Here is a 14,542-nt window from a genome sequence, read left to right on the forward strand (position 1 = left end):
TCGGGTTTCTACTTCTCGGGGAGCTGGTTACGTATTGACCGGCCAAGTGCCGCGCCGAACCATCTCTTTGACTCGATCTGCGCCATTGGCACGGACTAGAAGTTCCAGCCTGGCCTTTTCGATGTCCTCAGCGCTCCACAACTCGGTTGCCATCGTGGCCTTCTCATGGGACCAGCCATTGTCGTAGTGACGCACCACATACTGCTGCTGGTACTCCCACATTTCAGTGCCAGGAATGGGCGTCACGATAAACGGGTTGGCGTAGGCCATTCCCGCACCCATTAGGCTGACCGCGTAGTCGGTGGTTCTTTCTATCAATTCCAGGCTTTCGATAAACGGTTTGGCGCCCGGAGTGGCGGGCGGATTGACAAAGCCCAACATGAAACCGCCAGTGACTTGGATGCCGTGCGCGGTGAATATCTCGATGATTTCAAAGGTGGCTTGCTGAATCGCGTTGAAGCGCGACTTGTTGGAGTTGATCAGGCTTTCCTCGTTGGCACTCTCCACGGCGAGGTAGATGTTGTAGCAGCCGTTTTCGGCAATCGAGCGAATGAACTGCCGGGCTGTCAGTCCGCCCTTGATCGCGGCGATGACGTTGCGGTATTGCGGACTTTTCAGTTCCTGATCATCCAGCTCAGCGAGGAAGCGCTCTCCTTTGTGTAGTAGCACCAGATTGAACAGGCTCAGACCACCTTCTTCGACCCAGGGCAGGTTGTGTTTTTTCAGCAGGCGTCCCACTTCCATGGCATACAGCGGATCGTGCATCAGGTGGTCGTCCTCGATCAGTACCTCGCTCACGCCCTGACTGACCAGGTCCGCCAAGTGCAGGTCGAACCAATCCAACCCCAGGGCACGCCATGGGCCGTTGATCTTGGGTATGTAGCAGAAGTTGCAGTTCACATTGCAGCCAATGGTGGAGAAAATCTGTGCCCAGGCGCCGTGTTTGTGCACCCGAGCGCCGGAGGAGTGATAGGGCTGCAGATAGTGGTTCATATCCAGGAAACTGAAGTCGGGCAAGGGCATGACCCCAAGACGCTCCTCCAGACCCTGGCGGCCAGGGACAATGCTCAAGTAGCTGGATTTGCGCGACGGGCGAACCAGTTGTCCCTGCTGGCCACGATAGGCGACCCCCGGAACTGCATGAATGTCGCCGCCGTCATGGCTTAAGGCGTCAAGCAACAGGGTGAAGGCCCGGTCTGCTTCATTGATCAGGACAAAATCAAATGCGGAGTCCAGCAGCGCGTTCTGCCAATCGCCGCTGGAGTGCGCGCCGCCTGTCACCAGTACCAGGTTGGGATCAATGGACTTGATCAGATCCGCCAGCGCCCGAGCGTTGCCCCATTGCACGGTGTAGTTGCACTGGATGCCGACGATATCGGGTTGTGCCGTCTCGATGATAGTGCGCATCTGCGCATCGCTCAGGCCGTAGCGCAGCAGGTGTCCCTGATCGACTTGCACCAGTGGGGATTCCTGTTCCCAGCCAGCGAAGGGGGCGTCGATGATCTGTACGTCGTAACCCGCGCGCCTGGCCACTGTAGCGATGCGCAGCAGGCCGATGGGAGTACCTGCACGCTTCATCACTTCAAAGGTATCGATGCCGATTTGGGTGAATGCGCTGTCCTTCGGTGCCGGTTCGACCAGGCGCGTGTAGGGCGGAACGAATAGCAGCACTCTTGGGGCTTCGCCATGGGAGCGGCGGCGTGTGGCGCTATGGCTGGTCGTTCGGGAGGGGAGCCCCAGATGCTGCAGGGTCGCTCTGGTGGGGGCTACCGAAAAAAACGGGCCGGTACGATCGAGCCTCTCAGCCCCTTGGGAGGCAATCAGATGCATTTTTTGAGTTCCTTGTTGGTACAGAGAATCAGGCGCCGGAGGTGCGTCGACGTGAGGTAGCGATCACCGCTCCAGCGATGATGAGTAGCGCCGGTATGAGCAGGATCGGGTTGGCGTGGGTTTGGCCGACCAGGATCAGCAACAGGGTGGAAAACAGTGGGGCGAGATAGGAAAGAGCGCCGAGACTCGCCAGGTTGCCGTGTTTGGTCGCGTGATCCCATGCAAAGAACGCCAGGCCAACCGGGCCCAGCCCGAGGCCGATGATCGCCGCCCATTGCCCGTAGTCAGGCTGAACCGTGGTTTCGAACGCCAGGTGACAAAGCGCTCCGGCCACGGCCACCAGGCCGCAGATTGCCCCGATGATGCTGCTGGGAACGTTGCTGAAGCGTCGATTGATCACCGAGTAACCCGACCAGACCAAGGCACAGAGCAAGGCAGCCGCATAGCCAGCGATCGGCATGCTGGCCACGCCGGACTGTGAGCGTTGCTGCATGATGAACGCCGTACCGGCGAGCCCCAGGAGTGCTCCCAGCAGTTGTCGCGGGCGCAGTCGCTGGCCGCCACTGACACCGGCCAGCAAGACGATCAGCAGGGGCCAGAGGTAGGCAATCAGGCTGGCCTCGGCCGGGGGGGCGGCCTTGAGTGCGAAGAAATACAGCGCGTGATAGCCGAAGATTCCCAGAAAGCCTGTGGCCCACACCTTCCATGGCTGACGCCAGCCTTGAAAGCCCTCAGCACCGCGCAGCCCGAGAATGAACAGGCTTGCCAGAAAGGCTACGGCAAAGCTCAACGCCAGCAATTCAAAAGGCGGGATGCCTGACGTCAGAGTGGTGAGCAAGGCCAGGCAGGACCACAGAAACACGGCAATCACCCCAATGGCGGTTGCCGAGGCGGCAGATCTTGGGGGTGTGAGCGTTTTGGTAGACGTCGTTGCTTGTGTCATGGGTCCCGCCCGATGAGCGTTTCGAAGCGGGGATGATAGGAAGGACGGTCGGTCGGGTATTGGCCTGTGCTGCCTAATACTTGTTCCAGGCTGCATGTTTCAGCAGGTTATGGTGCGCCTTCGAGCCGATGCCGGTGTCAGGTTGCGGTTTTTTTTCAGCGCATGGTTCAAGGCGCTCTGGTCTGCGTAACCCACTCGATGAGCAATTTCCGTGATCGACAGTCGAGTATCGCGCAGCAGGTCAATGGCCAAGTCCAGGCGCAGCCGCGTCACATGGGCAAAAGGCGTGGTTTTCAGGTGTTGCTCGAAGAGTATGTACAAGCGTCGTTCGCTGGTGCCTGAGATTCGGGCTATTTCAGAGGCGGTCAGATGAGTGTCCAGATTGTTTTCGATATGGGTCAGCGCCCTGGCCAGGGTGAACTGTCCGTGGTCAGGGGTGTGGCTGTGGGGCTGGACCAGAGACGACATCAACAAAGTACTCCAGGATTGAGCCACCTCAGGTGAGCTGGTCAGCAATGGAACGCTGCGTGTGGCGTAGTCAAGCAGGTGACGAATCTCCGGTCTTACCGGAAAGAAGCTTTTTTCGTTGAGCCTCTTGATGGTTTCAGCTTCGAACTTTTGGGTGCGGGGCGATGAAAGCGGAACATCAAGGACCAGGAAAGTGTTTGCGGTACTGGCGGAAAAGGTATGAGAGCAACCTGCCGGGATGATCACGCCCTGGCTCCAGTCGACTTTGCCGCCACGGCCATCGACCTCTATCTCCATGGAGCCTGATTGCGGCAGCACGATCTGGTGATAGTCGTGGTCATGCAGCTCAATCTGGCCGGAGTAGGATCGCAAGGCCAATGAAGCCTTTGGGGGTTCTATGTTGCTCATCACACTCTTCCATAAGACTGACGACGCATGATGCATGAGTGCCTGAGTTCGGCGCCAGTCTCTGTATGCCGAGGTTTTGTGCCGGTTTATTTGCGGTTCAAGGATGTTGTCTGGCGGCGCAACTGATGGTGCTTCGCGCCAACAGGCGCTTGCTCAAACCCAGCACCAGCATTGACACCGCCACTGCCAATCCAAAGGCGAGCATTCCCAGTTTCGGCAGGGCCAGGGCCAGTACCAGGCAGAACGCCGCAAAGGAATACAGGCCGGTGCTCAGCGAGCGCAGCAGCACAGTGGTGAAGGCCACGCCGTGACTCTGGTGGGAGAACACCGCCAGCACGCTGCCGAGCACCGGAAAGACTGCGAGCATGCCGCTCCAGCGTTCGCCAACGGTGCTGGCCAGCAAGGTGACTGCCAGGGTCAGCAGGGCCCCGGCGAGCATGCGGTACACCAGCTTGTCCGACTGGGTGCCGGGCAGGGCGGGCACAGTCTTGACCCGGGGAAACACCCGGGGCGCCAGCAACAGGGCGCTGGCGGCACAGAAAATCGAGAACCCCAGGGAGGGCGGGACCTGGGCGATCACGCTGGCCAGCAGCACCCAGACCAGGGTGGCGATGCTCAGGGCTCCAGGCCAGGCCAGGGTCTGCGCGGCATGGGTGTAGGCAACGCTGAAAGCGATCATGGCGAACAATGCCGAGAGGGCAGCCACTGCGGCGTGGGTGGCGAACACCGGACCTTGCTCCAGGGCCAGAAACAGCAGGATCGGCCCCACCACCACGGGAAAACCCGCAAGCCAGCCGGCAACATTCGGCCCCCAGCGCTTGCTCGCCAGGGAAATCAACAGCAGGAATCCGGGAACTGTCAGCAGTTTCAACAGCAGCATGGGGGGGGCTCGGTGGATGAACGGTGCGCCACCCTAGCATCCAACCCTGCATCTGACGCGTATCTGGCACGTGTATCTGGCAAAAAGCGAAGCACCGGAGAGAGCAGGCTGGTGCGGGTTTTTCTTGTACGAAATAATGAGGCTGAATCGGTTTTTGAGTTTTTTTGTACAAGTATTTACGGGTTTTATCGGGTTTTAATCGATAAAAGTTGTACAAAAATGAAATTCTCGTATAGGTTTTTCAGTGTGAGATGAGGTGATCACTGGCCAGTTTTAGCTGTCCAGGCTGTCACTCTCCACACTTTGGGGTTCCCGAGGTCAAGCCCTGGTGGAATCAGGGCTGGGCCAGTTGTGTGGTTGGTCACCTCGGGGCCCTCTTTTTCCCCTTGGCGCGTGCAAGGATTTGCCCGCCTCATTCACTTTGCGGAACCTGTGCGCCATGTACGATCCTCTCTCCGAGCATTTCCACTGCATTCTTCAGGGGCTGGGTGAAGATCCATCCCGCGAGGGCCTGCGCGATACCCCGCAGCGAGCGTCAAAGGCCTTGCGTTATCTGTGTCACGGTTACGACACCAGCCTCGAAGAGTTGGTCAACGGCGCGTTGTTCAGTTCCACCAGCGACGAGATGGTGATGGTTCAGGACATCGAGCTGTATTCCCTGTGCGAGCACCATCTGCTGCCCTTCATCGGTCAGGCCCATGTGGCTTACATCCCCACCGGCAAGGTGCTGGGGCTGTCCAAGGTGGCGCGGATCGTCGACATGTATGCGCGACGCCTGCAGATTCAGGAAAACCTGACCCGGCAGATTGCCGAGGCGGTCCAGGAAGTGACCGGGGCGGCCGGGGTGGCGGTGGTCATCCAGGCGCGGCACATGTGCATGATGATGCGCGGGGTCGAGAAGCAGAACTCGCTGATGAACACCTCAGTGATGCTCGGGGCCTTTCGCGACTGCGCCAGTACCCGCCAGGAATTTCTCCAGCTGTTGCCCAGGCGGTCTTGAATGAACAGCATCCGGCGAGTGCTCGCGGCGCGGTTGTTGTGGCTGCTGGTGTTGTTCAGCGCCACCGCCAGTGCCGGCTGGCAAGAGTCGCTGCCCAATGCACGGCTGCTGGGCAGCGGTGAGTTCAGCTGGTTCGGCTTCAAGGTCTACAACGCCCGGCTCTGGGGCACGGCCTTGCCGTTGACGGCCGACAGCCCCTTTGCCCTGGAGCTGACTTATCGGCGCACGATCCGTCGTGACGAGCTGGTGCAGACCAGCCTGGATGAGATCCAGCGTTTGTCCGGCACTGCAGTCAGCCCGGAGCAACTCAAGGATTGGCAGGCGCAGATGCAGCGCGCCTTCGTCGATGTCGAACCGGGCCAGCGCATCACCGGGGTGTTCCTGCCCGGTCGCGGGGTGCAGTTCTTTGTCGACCAGCGCTTGCAGCACGTGGTCGACGACGAGGCCTTCGCCCGAGCGTTCTTTGCCATCTGGCTCGACCCGCGCACCCGCAATCCGCAGTTGCGCGCACAACTGCTGGGCCGATAGCGGGCGCAGCACAGGAGATGTTCCATGTTCAAGAAATACTTGCTGGTGCTGTGCCTTGGCCTGGTTGCTTGCAGCGACACCGACGTCAAGCAGTACCGTGACCAGAAGCCCGAGCTGGAACTGCGGCAGTTCTTCAGTGGCCGGGTCGAGGCCTGGGGCCTGTTCCAGAAGCGCTCCGGTGAGGTGATCAAGCGCTTCCATGTGCAGATCAACAGCCGCAGCGAAGGCGAGAAGTTCATCATGCATGAGGACTTTACCTACAGCGATGGCACCCGCCAGACCCGGATCTGGACCCTGGTCCCGACGGGGCCCGGTCTGTGGCGCGGGACCGCCGACGACGTGGTCGGCGAGGCCCGGGGCGAAGTCTCCGGCAATGCCCTGCGCTGGCGTTACGTGCTCAACCTGCCGGTGGACGGCACCACCTATCAGGTGCATTTCGATGACTGGATGTACCTGTTGGACGAAAACACCCTGGCCAATCGTTCCTACATGACCAAGTTCGGTTTCGAGCTGGGGCAGGTGACCCTGTTCTTCCGCCGTCAGCCCGGCTGAGGCGCGCTGGCCGGCTCCGGACTCAGGACGGCTCGTCGAGAAAGCGCCCGTGATGGTCGGGGCTGGGCAGCAGGCAGACGTCATGCCGGCCGAACCAGCGGTAGCGGTTGCCGGCGATACGGTCGTAGCCCCAGTCCCGCAGCGGCCGGGGAATCCAGCGCAACAGGCGCAGCCAGCACCAGGGGGCAGGCAGTTGCGCCATCAGGCGGATAAAGGCCTCGGAGCGTTGCGACAGCCCCTGGTCCTCGATCAGCAGCACGCTGTCGAACTGCTCGGTGGGCTGGCCGAACCATTTCAGCAGCGCCTGGCCCTGGGGTGATTGCATCGATGCCAGTTTGATACGTCGCTGGCGGTCGTGGCGGATGACGAAACGCACCGAGGCATTGCACAGCTTGCAGACCCCATCGAACAGCAGCACCCGGTCGCCGGGTTGCAGGAAGGGGGGCTGGGTGTCGGGTTCGGGGGGTGTCGCAGCGCTGTTCACGGGGCCACCTTGGGCGGGAAATCGATACCTGCAGCAGGCGTCGCAAGGGTCTGGAGTGGCAGCAGCATACTCGCCTTCAGGGTGAAAAATCAGGCTTGGGTGGCTGTGCTGAAACCTCTAAGCTGAGCCCTTGCGTCAATTCGTCGTGGAAATCCCCGTGAAATTCAGCCTACCGAAAATAGCCACCGCCCCCTTTTGTCCGCCGGAGGTGGCGGGCTCCGTGTCCGTCGATCCCAGCGCTTCGCTGTTCAAGCGCCTGCTGCGTTTTGCCGGCCCCGGGTTGCTGATTTCCATCGGCTACATGGACCCGGGCAACTGGGCCACCGCCATCGAGGCGGGGTCGCGCTATGGCTACAACCTGCTGTTCGTGGTGTTGCTGGCAAGCCTGGCGGGGATGGCGGTGCAATGCCTGTGCTCACGCCTGGGTATCGCCACCGGGCGCGACCTGGCGCAACTGTGCCGGGAGCGCTACAGCCGCCGTTCGGCCCGGGCCCAGTGGCTGGCGGCCGAGGTGTCGATCATCGCCACCGACCTGGCCGAAGTGCTGGGATGTGCCCTGGCGTTCCACCTGCTGCTGGGGGTGTCCCTGAGCACCGGGATTGTCATCACCGCCTTCGACACCTTGCTGGTGCTGGCCTTGCAGAACCGCGGTTTTCGCCGGCTGGAAGCGATCATGCTGGCGCTGGTGGCGACCATCGGCGTGTGTTTCTTCATTGAACTGCTGCTGATCAAACCCTATTGGCCGGACGTGGCCCGGGGCTTCACCCCGTCGCTCTCGGCCATCAGCGACGCCGCACCGCTGTACCTGGCGATTGGCATCCTCGGCGCCACGGTGATGCCCCACAACCTCTACCTGCACACCTCGGTGGTGCAGACCCGCTTGATCGGCCAGGACCGGGCCAGTCGTGCCGACGCCATCAAGCTGGCGCGCATCGACACCATCGGCTCCCTGGCCCTGGCGCTGCTGGTGAACGCGGCGATCCTGATCCTCGCCGCCGCGGCCTTCCACAACACCGGCCACAGCGACGTGGTGGAGATCCAGGATGCCTACCATCTGCTCGACCCACTGGTGGGCGGAGCCCTGGCCAGCGTGCTGTTCGGCGTGGCGCTGCTGGCCTCGGGGCAGAGCTCGACCTTCACCGGGACCATTGCCGGGCAGGTGATCATGGAGGGCTACCTGAACCTGCGGATTCCCTGCTGGCAACGGCGCCTGATCACCCGCGGGCTGGCGCTGATCCCGGCGTTCATTGGCGTCTGGCTGCTGGGGGATGGCGCAGTGGGCCAACTGCTGGTGTTGAGCCAGGTGGTGCTGAGCCTGCAACTGCCGTTTGCTCTGTACCCGCTGATCCGCATGACCAACGACCGGCGCCTGATGGGCGAATTCGTCAACCGTTGGCCGACGCGATGGCTGGCCTGGAGCCTGTTTGCTGTCATCAGCGCAGCCAACGCCTGGCTGATCGCTCAACTCTTCCTGTAGGAGCCGGCTGGCCGGCGAAGGGGCCGCTGAGTCTTGTGCAGGGCTTGCCGGCGCTTTCGCTGGCAAGCCAGCTCCTAGGGTTACGGGGCGGGGGCGCGGCGATCCCAATAGGGCTCCGGGCCGAATTTCTCGACGAAGAAGTCGATCACCGTGCGCACTTTCAGTGAGAGGCGCCGACTGCCGGGCCAAAGGGCGGCAATCTGCTGCGGCTCGAGGCTGGTGGCCACGTCGAAGTCTTCGAACAAGGCCACCAGGCGGCCTTGATGCAGGGCCTCGCCAATCAGCCAGGAAGGAAACATCACCAGCCCCAGGCCCTGTTCGGCGGCCTGGGTCAGGGTGTCGGCGTGGTTGCCGGTCAGGGGGCCCTTGACGCTGTAGGGCGTCCAGTCTTCCCGGCCCCGGCGAAAGAACCAGCGCTGCTGGCCGGTTTCGCCCTTGTAGGCCAGGCACTGGTGCTGCTGCAACTGCTGCGGGTGCTGTGGCGTGCCATGGCGTTCCAGATAGGCGGGGCTGGCCGCCACCCGGTAGCGCTGCGGGGCCAGCAGGCGTGCCTGCATCGAGGAATCTTCCAGGGTGCCGATGCGAAACAGCAGGTCGGTGCCGTCCTGCAAAGGATCGATGTAGTTGTCGGTCTGCTGGATCTCCAGTTGCAGCTTGGGGTAGCGGCCCAGTAGCTCGCCCAGCCAGGGCGCCAGGTGTCGCTGGCCAAACACTACCGGAGCATTGATCCGCACCAGCCCGGCCGGTTCGTCCTGCTGTTCCTGCAGCGCCTGTTCGGCTTCTTCCCATTGCGCCAGCACCCGCCGCGCATGGTGGCCCAGCAAGCGCCCGGCCTCGGTGGGGCTGACGGCGCGGGTGTGGCGATAAAGCAACTGCTGGCCCAGGGCCTGTTCCATGAGCTGGATCTGCCGCGAGATGGACGAAGGCGCCAGCCCCTCGCGGCGTGCCACGGCGGAAAAACTGCCCTGGTCGAGCACCGCGATGAACAGGCGCAGGGCCTTGAAGCCCAGGTCGTTGAAGCCTTGCATAGGAAATCCTTGCTGTGCGTTTTACGCAAAGGTGTTGTCGGCATGCTCCCATTTATCGCAAAGAGGGCGCAATCGATAATGCCCGCCATTCCTTGATTCCCAAGCAGGTGTTGCATGTCCTCCAATGTGTTAGATCCAGTGCTGCCGACTCCGGCGGCCCAGGTTGACCCCCGCGCTGGCTGGCAGCGCTTGATGTTGTTGCCCCTGGTGATTCTGGCGGGCATGGGCCTGTCGGTGGAGGCCGGCTTGCTCGGCCCGCTGGGCGCCCAGGTCGGGCATTTGTGGGCGACCTTGAGCATCTTCGGCGTGGGCACGGCATTGCTGTTTCTGCTGCTGTTGTTCAGCGGTCCGCAGCCGGGGCCGGCCTTCAGCCAACTGCCGCGCTGGCAATTGCTCGGCGGGGTGCTGGGACCGATCTACGTGGTGGTGCTGACCCTGGCCACGCCCCATATCGGCATTGCCATGACCATGATCGCGATCCTCTCCGGGCAGGTGGGCAAGAGCGTGCTGATCGACCATTTCGGCTGGTTCGGCAGCGCCCGCAAGCCGGTCAATGGCGAACGCTGGCTGGCCCTGGTGCTGATTGTCGTGGCCCTGATCCTGATCGCCCGAGGTTGAACATGAACCTGATTCTTTTGCTGGTCCTGGTGGTGGCTGCGGGTGCGGTGCTCAGTGTGCAAGCGGCGATCAATGGCCGCCTGGGTGAAAGCGTGGGGGTATTGCGCAGCAGCCTGCTGACCTTTGCCGTGGGTGCCCTGATCACCGGGCTGCTGATTGTGTTTTTCCAGCCCCCTCAGGCCATGAGCCTGTTGCAGGCGCCGAAATGGCAACTCACTGGCGCGCTGTTTGGCGTGGTCTACATGCTGGTGATGGTCGGCGCGGTGCCCCGGGTCGGCACCGCGGTGGCCACGGTGGCGGTGATCCTCGGACAACTGGCCATGGGCATGCTGATCGACAACTTCGGCTGGTTCGGCAACCCGGCCATCGAGCTGTCGTCCAACCGCCTGCTGGCGCTGCTGTGCCTGGCCCTGGCGCTGTTGTTCATGTACCGCAGCAAGGCACGGTCCTGAGCTGCAAGTGGCAGGCCACGCGCCACACGCCACAAGTTTCCAGCTTCCAGCTTCCAGCTCGGAGCTTGTCGCTTAGCTCAGCTCAGCGCGTCTTCCAGCACCTCGATCCAGTGGCGGACCGGGGTGCGGCCGGCGCCATCGAGGTGGGTCTGGCAGCCGATGTTGGCGGTGACGATCAACTCCGGCTGGCCGCTTTCCAGGGCGCGCAGCTTGTCGTCCCGCAGTTGCCGCGCCAGCGCCGGCTGGGTCAGTGAATAGGTGCCCGCCGAGCCGCAGCACAGGTGGCTGTCGGGCACCGCAGTGAGGTTGAAGCCCAGGCGCTGCAGCAGGCTTTCCACGGCGCCGCCGAGCTTTTGCGCGTGCTGCAGGGTACAGGGGCAGTGGAAGGCCAGACGCTGTTCGCTGTGGGCGCCGAGCTGCTCCAGAGGTTCGGCGCGCAACACTTCCACCAGGTCCCGGGCCAGGGTGCTGACCTGCCGGGCCTTGTCGCGGTAGGCCGGGTCATGGGCCAGCAGGTGCTGGTAATCCTTGATGAAGGCGCCGCAGCCGCTGGCGGTCTGGATGATCGCTTCGGCGCCCTGTTGCAGGTGCGGCCACCAGGCGTCGATGTTGCGTCGGGCGCGCTGCAGGCCGGCTTCCTGGGCGTCCAGGTGATAGTCCACGGCGCCGCAGCAGCCGGCCTCGGCGACCGGCTGCACGCTGATGCCCAGGCGATCCAGGACTCGCGCCGCCGCGGCATTGGTATTGGGCGACAGCCCCGGTTGCACGCAGCCTTCGAGCAACAGCACGCGCCGTGCATGGCGCAGGGGCGGACGCGGCTTGGCGCTGGGCAACTGGCGCGGCAGCTTGTCCTGCAGCGCCTGGGGCAGCAGCGGACGCAGGCGGCTGCCGCCCTGGATCAGGGCCTTGAACAGCTGCGGGTTGGCACTCAGCGCTCGCAGCCCGCGGCGCAGCAGTTGCTGGCCGGCGGGCCGGGGCAGGGCGGCATCCACCACGGCGCGGCCGATGTCCAGCAGGTGGTGATAATCGACTCCGGACGGGCAGGTGGTTTCGCAGTTGCGGCACGCCAGGCAGCGGTCCAGGTGTTGCTGGACCTGTGCGGTGGCGGTGGCGCCTTCGAGCACCTGCTTGATCAGGTAGATGCGCCCGCGGGGGCCGTCCAGTTCGTCGCCCAGCAACTGGTAGGTAGGGCAGGTGGCGTTGCAGAAACCGCAGTGCACGCAGCTGCGCAGGATGCGCTCGGCTTCGGCGGCCCGGGGCAGTTGCCGGGCCTCGGGGCTGAGGGTGGTCTGCATGGTCTAGAGCTCCGCGTAGAGTCGGCCGGGGTTGAAGATCCCTTGCGGGTCCAGCTGCGCCTTGAGCCGCTGGTGGTAATGCAGCAGGGTCGGCGCCAGGGGCTGGAACGGGCTGTCCTGCAGGCCGTGGCTGTAGCAGCTGGCGTGGCCGCCGACGGCGCTGACGGCGGCGCGGATCTCGCTGGCTGGTGCAGCGGTTTTCAGCCAGCGCTGGGCGCCGCCCCAGTCCAGCAGTTGTTCGCCGGGCAGTGCCAGCAGCGGCGTGTTGTGTGGCAGTGACAGGCGCCACAGCGGCAGGCCGGGGTTGAAGAAGTCCAACTGCTGTTCATTGAGCTGGCCCCAGTAGCCCGAATCCAGAGGCTCGCCGCCCAGGCGCTCATGGGCCGCCGCCACCGAGCCTTCGCCGCCTTCCAGGCGAAGGTGCAGGCGCTCGCCGTCGTGGCAGGCGGCGCTGATCGGCAAGGGCTGCTGGCCCCATTCGGCCAGTTGCGCGAGGGCGCGCCGGCGGTCCATTTCCAGGCTCAGGCTCAGGCATTGCCGGGGCTTGGGCAGGACCTTCAGCGAGACTTCGGTGATCAGCCCCAGGCAGCCGTAGCTGCCGGCCATCAGCCGCGACAGGTCGTAACCGGCGACGTTCTTCATCACCTCGCCACCAAAGCGCAGGTGCTGGCCGCTGCCGCTGATGATCCGGGTGCCGAGGACGAAATCCCGTACCGCGCCGGCCCAGGGTCGACGCGGTCCGGACAGGCCGCTGGCGAGCATGCCGCCCAGGGTGGCCCCAGCGCCGAACGATGGCGGCTCGCAGGGCAGCATCTGCCCGGCGGCCTCCAGGGTGGCGTGCAACTCACTGAGCGGGGTGCCGGCCCGGGCGCTGATCACCAGCTCCGTGGGGTCGTAGCTGACGATGCCGCGATGGCTGCGGGTATCGAGGATTTCCCCAGCGCACTCGCGGCCGAGAAAGGCTTTGCTGTTGGAGCCCTGGATGCGCAGCGGGGTGCTGTCCTGCAAGGCGTTGCGGACCTGTTCCAGCAGCGCGGCGCTGGCATCGCCGTCGGGAGGCGCCGTCATCAGAAGCGCTCCAGTTCGGGGAAGGGCAGTTGCCCATGATGGATATGCATGGCGCCGAATTCAGCGCAGCGTTGCAGGGTCGGGATGTTCTTGCCGGGGTTGAGCAGGCCGCCGGGATCGAAGGCGGCCTTGACCCCATGGAACAGCGCCAGCTCGTGGGCGTTGAACTGGGCGCACATCTGGTTGATTTTCTCCCGGCCCACGCCGTGTTCGCCGGTGATGCTGCCGCCCACCGCCACGCACAGTTCGAGGATCTTGCCGCCCAGGGCCTCGGCCCGCTGCAGCTCGCCCGGCCGGTTGGCATCGAACAGGATCAGCGGGTGCATGTTGCCGTCGCCGGCATGGAACACGTTGGCCACCCGCAGTTGATGCTCGGCGGCGAGACGAGCAATGCCCCGTAACACCCCCGGCAGCTGGCGCCGGGGAATGGTGCCGTCCATGCAGTAGTAGTCCGGGGACAAACGGCCCACCGCTGGAAAGGCGTTCTTGCGCCCGGCCCAGAAGCGCACGCGCTCGGCTTCGTCCCGGGCCAGTCGCACCTCCCTGGCGCCGGCGCGTTCCAGCACCTGGCGCACCCGCTCGCAGTCGTCATGCACATCAGCCTCAACCCCGTCCAGTTCGCACAGCAGGATGGCTTCGGCGTCCACCGGGTAGCCGGCGTGGATGAAGTCCTCGGCGGCGCGGATCGCCAGGTTGTCCATCATCTCCAGGCCGCCGGGGATGATCCCCGCGGCAATGATCTCGGCCACGGCGCGGCCGGCGGCTTCCACCGAATCGAAGGCCGCCAGCAGCACCTTGGCGATCGGCGGCTTGGGCAGCAGCTTGACCGTGACCTCGGTGATTACCCCCAACAGGCCCTCGGAGCCGGTGACCAGCGCCAGCAGGTCGAACCCCGGCGCGTCCAGGGCCTGACTGCCCAGGGTCATGGCTTGGCCGTCGACGCTGAGCATCTGCACCTGCAGCAGGTTGTGCACGGTCAGGCCGTATTTCAGGCAATGCACGCCCCCGGCGTTTTCCGCGACGTTGCCGCCGATGGAGCAAGCGATCTGTGATGAAGGATCGGGGGCGTAGTACAGGCCAAAAGGCGCCGCCGCCTGGGAAATCGCCAGGTTGCGCACCCCCGGCTGGAGCCTTGCGCAGCGGGCGGCCGGGTCGATCTGCAGGATGTCCTTGAAGCGCGCCATCACCAGCAGCAGGCCTTTTTCCAGGGGCAGGGCGCCTCCGGACAAACCCGTACCGGCCCCTCGGGGGACCACTGGCACCCGGTGCTCATGGCAGATCTGCAGCAAGCGCTGGACCTCGTGCAGATGCCGCGGCAGGGCCACCAGCATCGGTGTGGTGCGATAGGCACTGAGGCCGTCGCATTCGTAGGGCTTGAGCTGCGGCTCCTGGTCCAGCAGTTCCAGGTCCGGCAATTGGCTGCGCAAGGCCCGGATCAGGGCCTGTTGGTCGACGTCGGGCAGGGCGCCGTCGAGGGTTTCGTCATAGAGAATCGTCATGGGCGGCGAATG

15 protein-coding genes are annotated in these 14,542 nt (G+C 63.9%); 6 read left to right on the forward strand and 9 right to left on the reverse strand.

Annotated features, from left to right (window positions below):
- Positions 1–27: 27 nt before the first annotated feature.
- From ACMGF8_RS16555 to ACMGF8_RS16570, 4 genes are all read right to left on the reverse strand, one after another.
- Positions 28–1,671 carry a B12-binding domain-containing radical SAM protein gene (locus ACMGF8_RS16555; protein ID WP_242553918.1) on the reverse strand — a complete coding sequence of 548 codons (1,644 nt, stop codon included), beginning with the start codon at positions 1,669–1,671 and terminating at the stop codon, positions 28–30.
- A 187-nt stretch (positions 1,672–1,858) separates the two neighbouring features.
- Positions 1,859–2,773: a DMT family transporter gene (locus ACMGF8_RS16560; protein ID WP_416756784.1), complete on the reverse strand. Its 915-nt coding sequence runs from the start codon at positions 2,771–2,773 to the stop codon at positions 1,859–1,861.
- Positions 2,774–2,872: 99 nt separating this feature from the next.
- Positions 2,873–3,649, reverse strand: coding sequence for a helix-turn-helix domain-containing protein (locus tag ACMGF8_RS16565; RefSeq protein ID WP_115582082.1), 777 nt, complete (start codon positions 3,647–3,649; stop codon positions 2,873–2,875).
- A gap of 97 nt (positions 3,650–3,746) precedes the next feature.
- Positions 3,747–4,529, reverse strand: coding sequence for a hypothetical protein (locus tag ACMGF8_RS16570; protein ID WP_115582083.1), 783 nt, complete (start codon positions 4,527–4,529; stop codon positions 3,747–3,749).
- Positions 4,530–4,968: 439 nt separating this feature from the next.
- Here ACMGF8_RS16570 and folE point away from each other — a divergent pair, with 439 nt between their 5' ends.
- From folE to ACMGF8_RS16585, 3 genes are read left to right on the forward strand one after another with little or no spacing between them, the layout of a single operon-like run.
- Positions 4,969–5,529 carry a GTP cyclohydrolase I FolE gene (gene folE / locus ACMGF8_RS16575; RefSeq protein ID WP_102864126.1) on the forward strand — a complete coding sequence of 187 codons (561 nt, stop codon included), beginning with the start codon at positions 4,969–4,971 and terminating at the stop codon, positions 5,527–5,529.
- Positions 5,530–6,057: a chalcone isomerase family protein gene (locus tag ACMGF8_RS16580; RefSeq protein WP_115582084.1), complete on the forward strand. Its 528-nt coding sequence runs from the start codon at positions 5,530–5,532 to the stop codon at positions 6,055–6,057.
- Positions 6,058–6,081: 24 nt separating this feature from the next.
- Complete coding sequence (locus ACMGF8_RS16585; protein WP_102864128.1) at positions 6,082–6,609, forward strand: DUF3833 domain-containing protein; 528 nt, start codon at positions 6,082–6,084, stop codon at positions 6,607–6,609.
- A 22-nt stretch (positions 6,610–6,631) separates the two neighbouring features.
- On the opposite strand, the gene ACMGF8_RS16590 is transcribed toward ACMGF8_RS16585, so the two are convergent.
- Positions 6,632–7,093, reverse strand: coding sequence for a thiol-disulfide oxidoreductase DCC family protein (locus ACMGF8_RS16590; RefSeq protein WP_416756786.1), 462 nt, complete (start codon positions 7,091–7,093; stop codon positions 6,632–6,634).
- Positions 7,094–7,250: 157 nt separating this feature from the next.
- On the opposite strand from ACMGF8_RS16590, the gene ACMGF8_RS16595 reads away from it, so the two are divergent.
- Complete coding sequence (locus tag ACMGF8_RS16595) at positions 7,251–8,570, forward strand: Nramp family divalent metal transporter (RefSeq protein ID WP_416756787.1); 1,320 nt, start codon at positions 7,251–7,253, stop codon at positions 8,568–8,570.
- A gap of 80 nt (positions 8,571–8,650) precedes the next feature.
- On the opposite strand, the gene ACMGF8_RS16600 is transcribed toward ACMGF8_RS16595, so the two are convergent.
- Positions 8,651–9,598: a LysR family transcriptional regulator gene (locus ACMGF8_RS16600; protein ID WP_416756788.1), complete on the reverse strand. Its 948-nt coding sequence runs from the start codon at positions 9,596–9,598 to the stop codon at positions 8,651–8,653.
- 192 nt (positions 9,599–9,790) lie between these two features.
- Here ACMGF8_RS16600 and ACMGF8_RS16605 point away from each other — a divergent pair, with 192 nt between their 5' ends.
- On the forward strand, positions 9,791–10,216 hold the full coding sequence (locus ACMGF8_RS16605) for a DMT family transporter (protein ID WP_249735905.1): 426 nt from the start codon (positions 9,791–9,793) through the stop codon (positions 10,214–10,216).
- A gap of 2 nt (positions 10,217–10,218) precedes the next feature.
- On the forward strand, positions 10,219–10,668 hold the full coding sequence (locus ACMGF8_RS16610; protein WP_102864133.1) for a DMT family transporter: 450 nt from the start codon (positions 10,219–10,221) through the stop codon (positions 10,666–10,668).
- Positions 10,669–10,745: 77 nt separating this feature from the next.
- Here ACMGF8_RS16610 and glcF read toward each other — a convergent pair whose 3' ends face one another.
- The 3 genes from glcF to glcD are packed head-to-tail and all read right to left on the reverse strand — an operon-like array spanning position 10,746 to position 14,530.
- Positions 10,746–11,963: a glycolate oxidase subunit GlcF gene (gene glcF / locus ACMGF8_RS16615; protein WP_416756789.1), complete on the reverse strand. Its 1,218-nt coding sequence runs from the start codon at positions 11,961–11,963 to the stop codon at positions 10,746–10,748.
- Between the two features lie 3 nt (positions 11,964–11,966).
- Positions 11,967–13,031: a glycolate oxidase subunit GlcE gene (gene glcE, locus ACMGF8_RS16620; RefSeq protein WP_102864135.1), complete on the reverse strand. Its 1,065-nt coding sequence runs from the start codon at positions 13,029–13,031 to the stop codon at positions 11,967–11,969.
- On the reverse strand, positions 13,031–14,530 hold the full coding sequence (gene glcD / locus ACMGF8_RS16625) for a glycolate oxidase subunit GlcD (protein WP_115582089.1): 1,500 nt from the start codon (positions 14,528–14,530) through the stop codon (positions 13,031–13,033). Before glcD ends, glcE begins: the two co-directional genes overlap by 1 nt.
- Between the last annotated feature and the right edge of the window lie 12 nt (positions 14,531–14,542).

This window comes from Pseudomonas sp. BNK-7 (assembly GCF_048072025.1).
In the GTDB taxonomy this organism is placed as follows: domain Bacteria; phylum Pseudomonadota; class Gammaproteobacteria; order Pseudomonadales; family Pseudomonadaceae; genus Aquipseudomonas; species Aquipseudomonas danubii.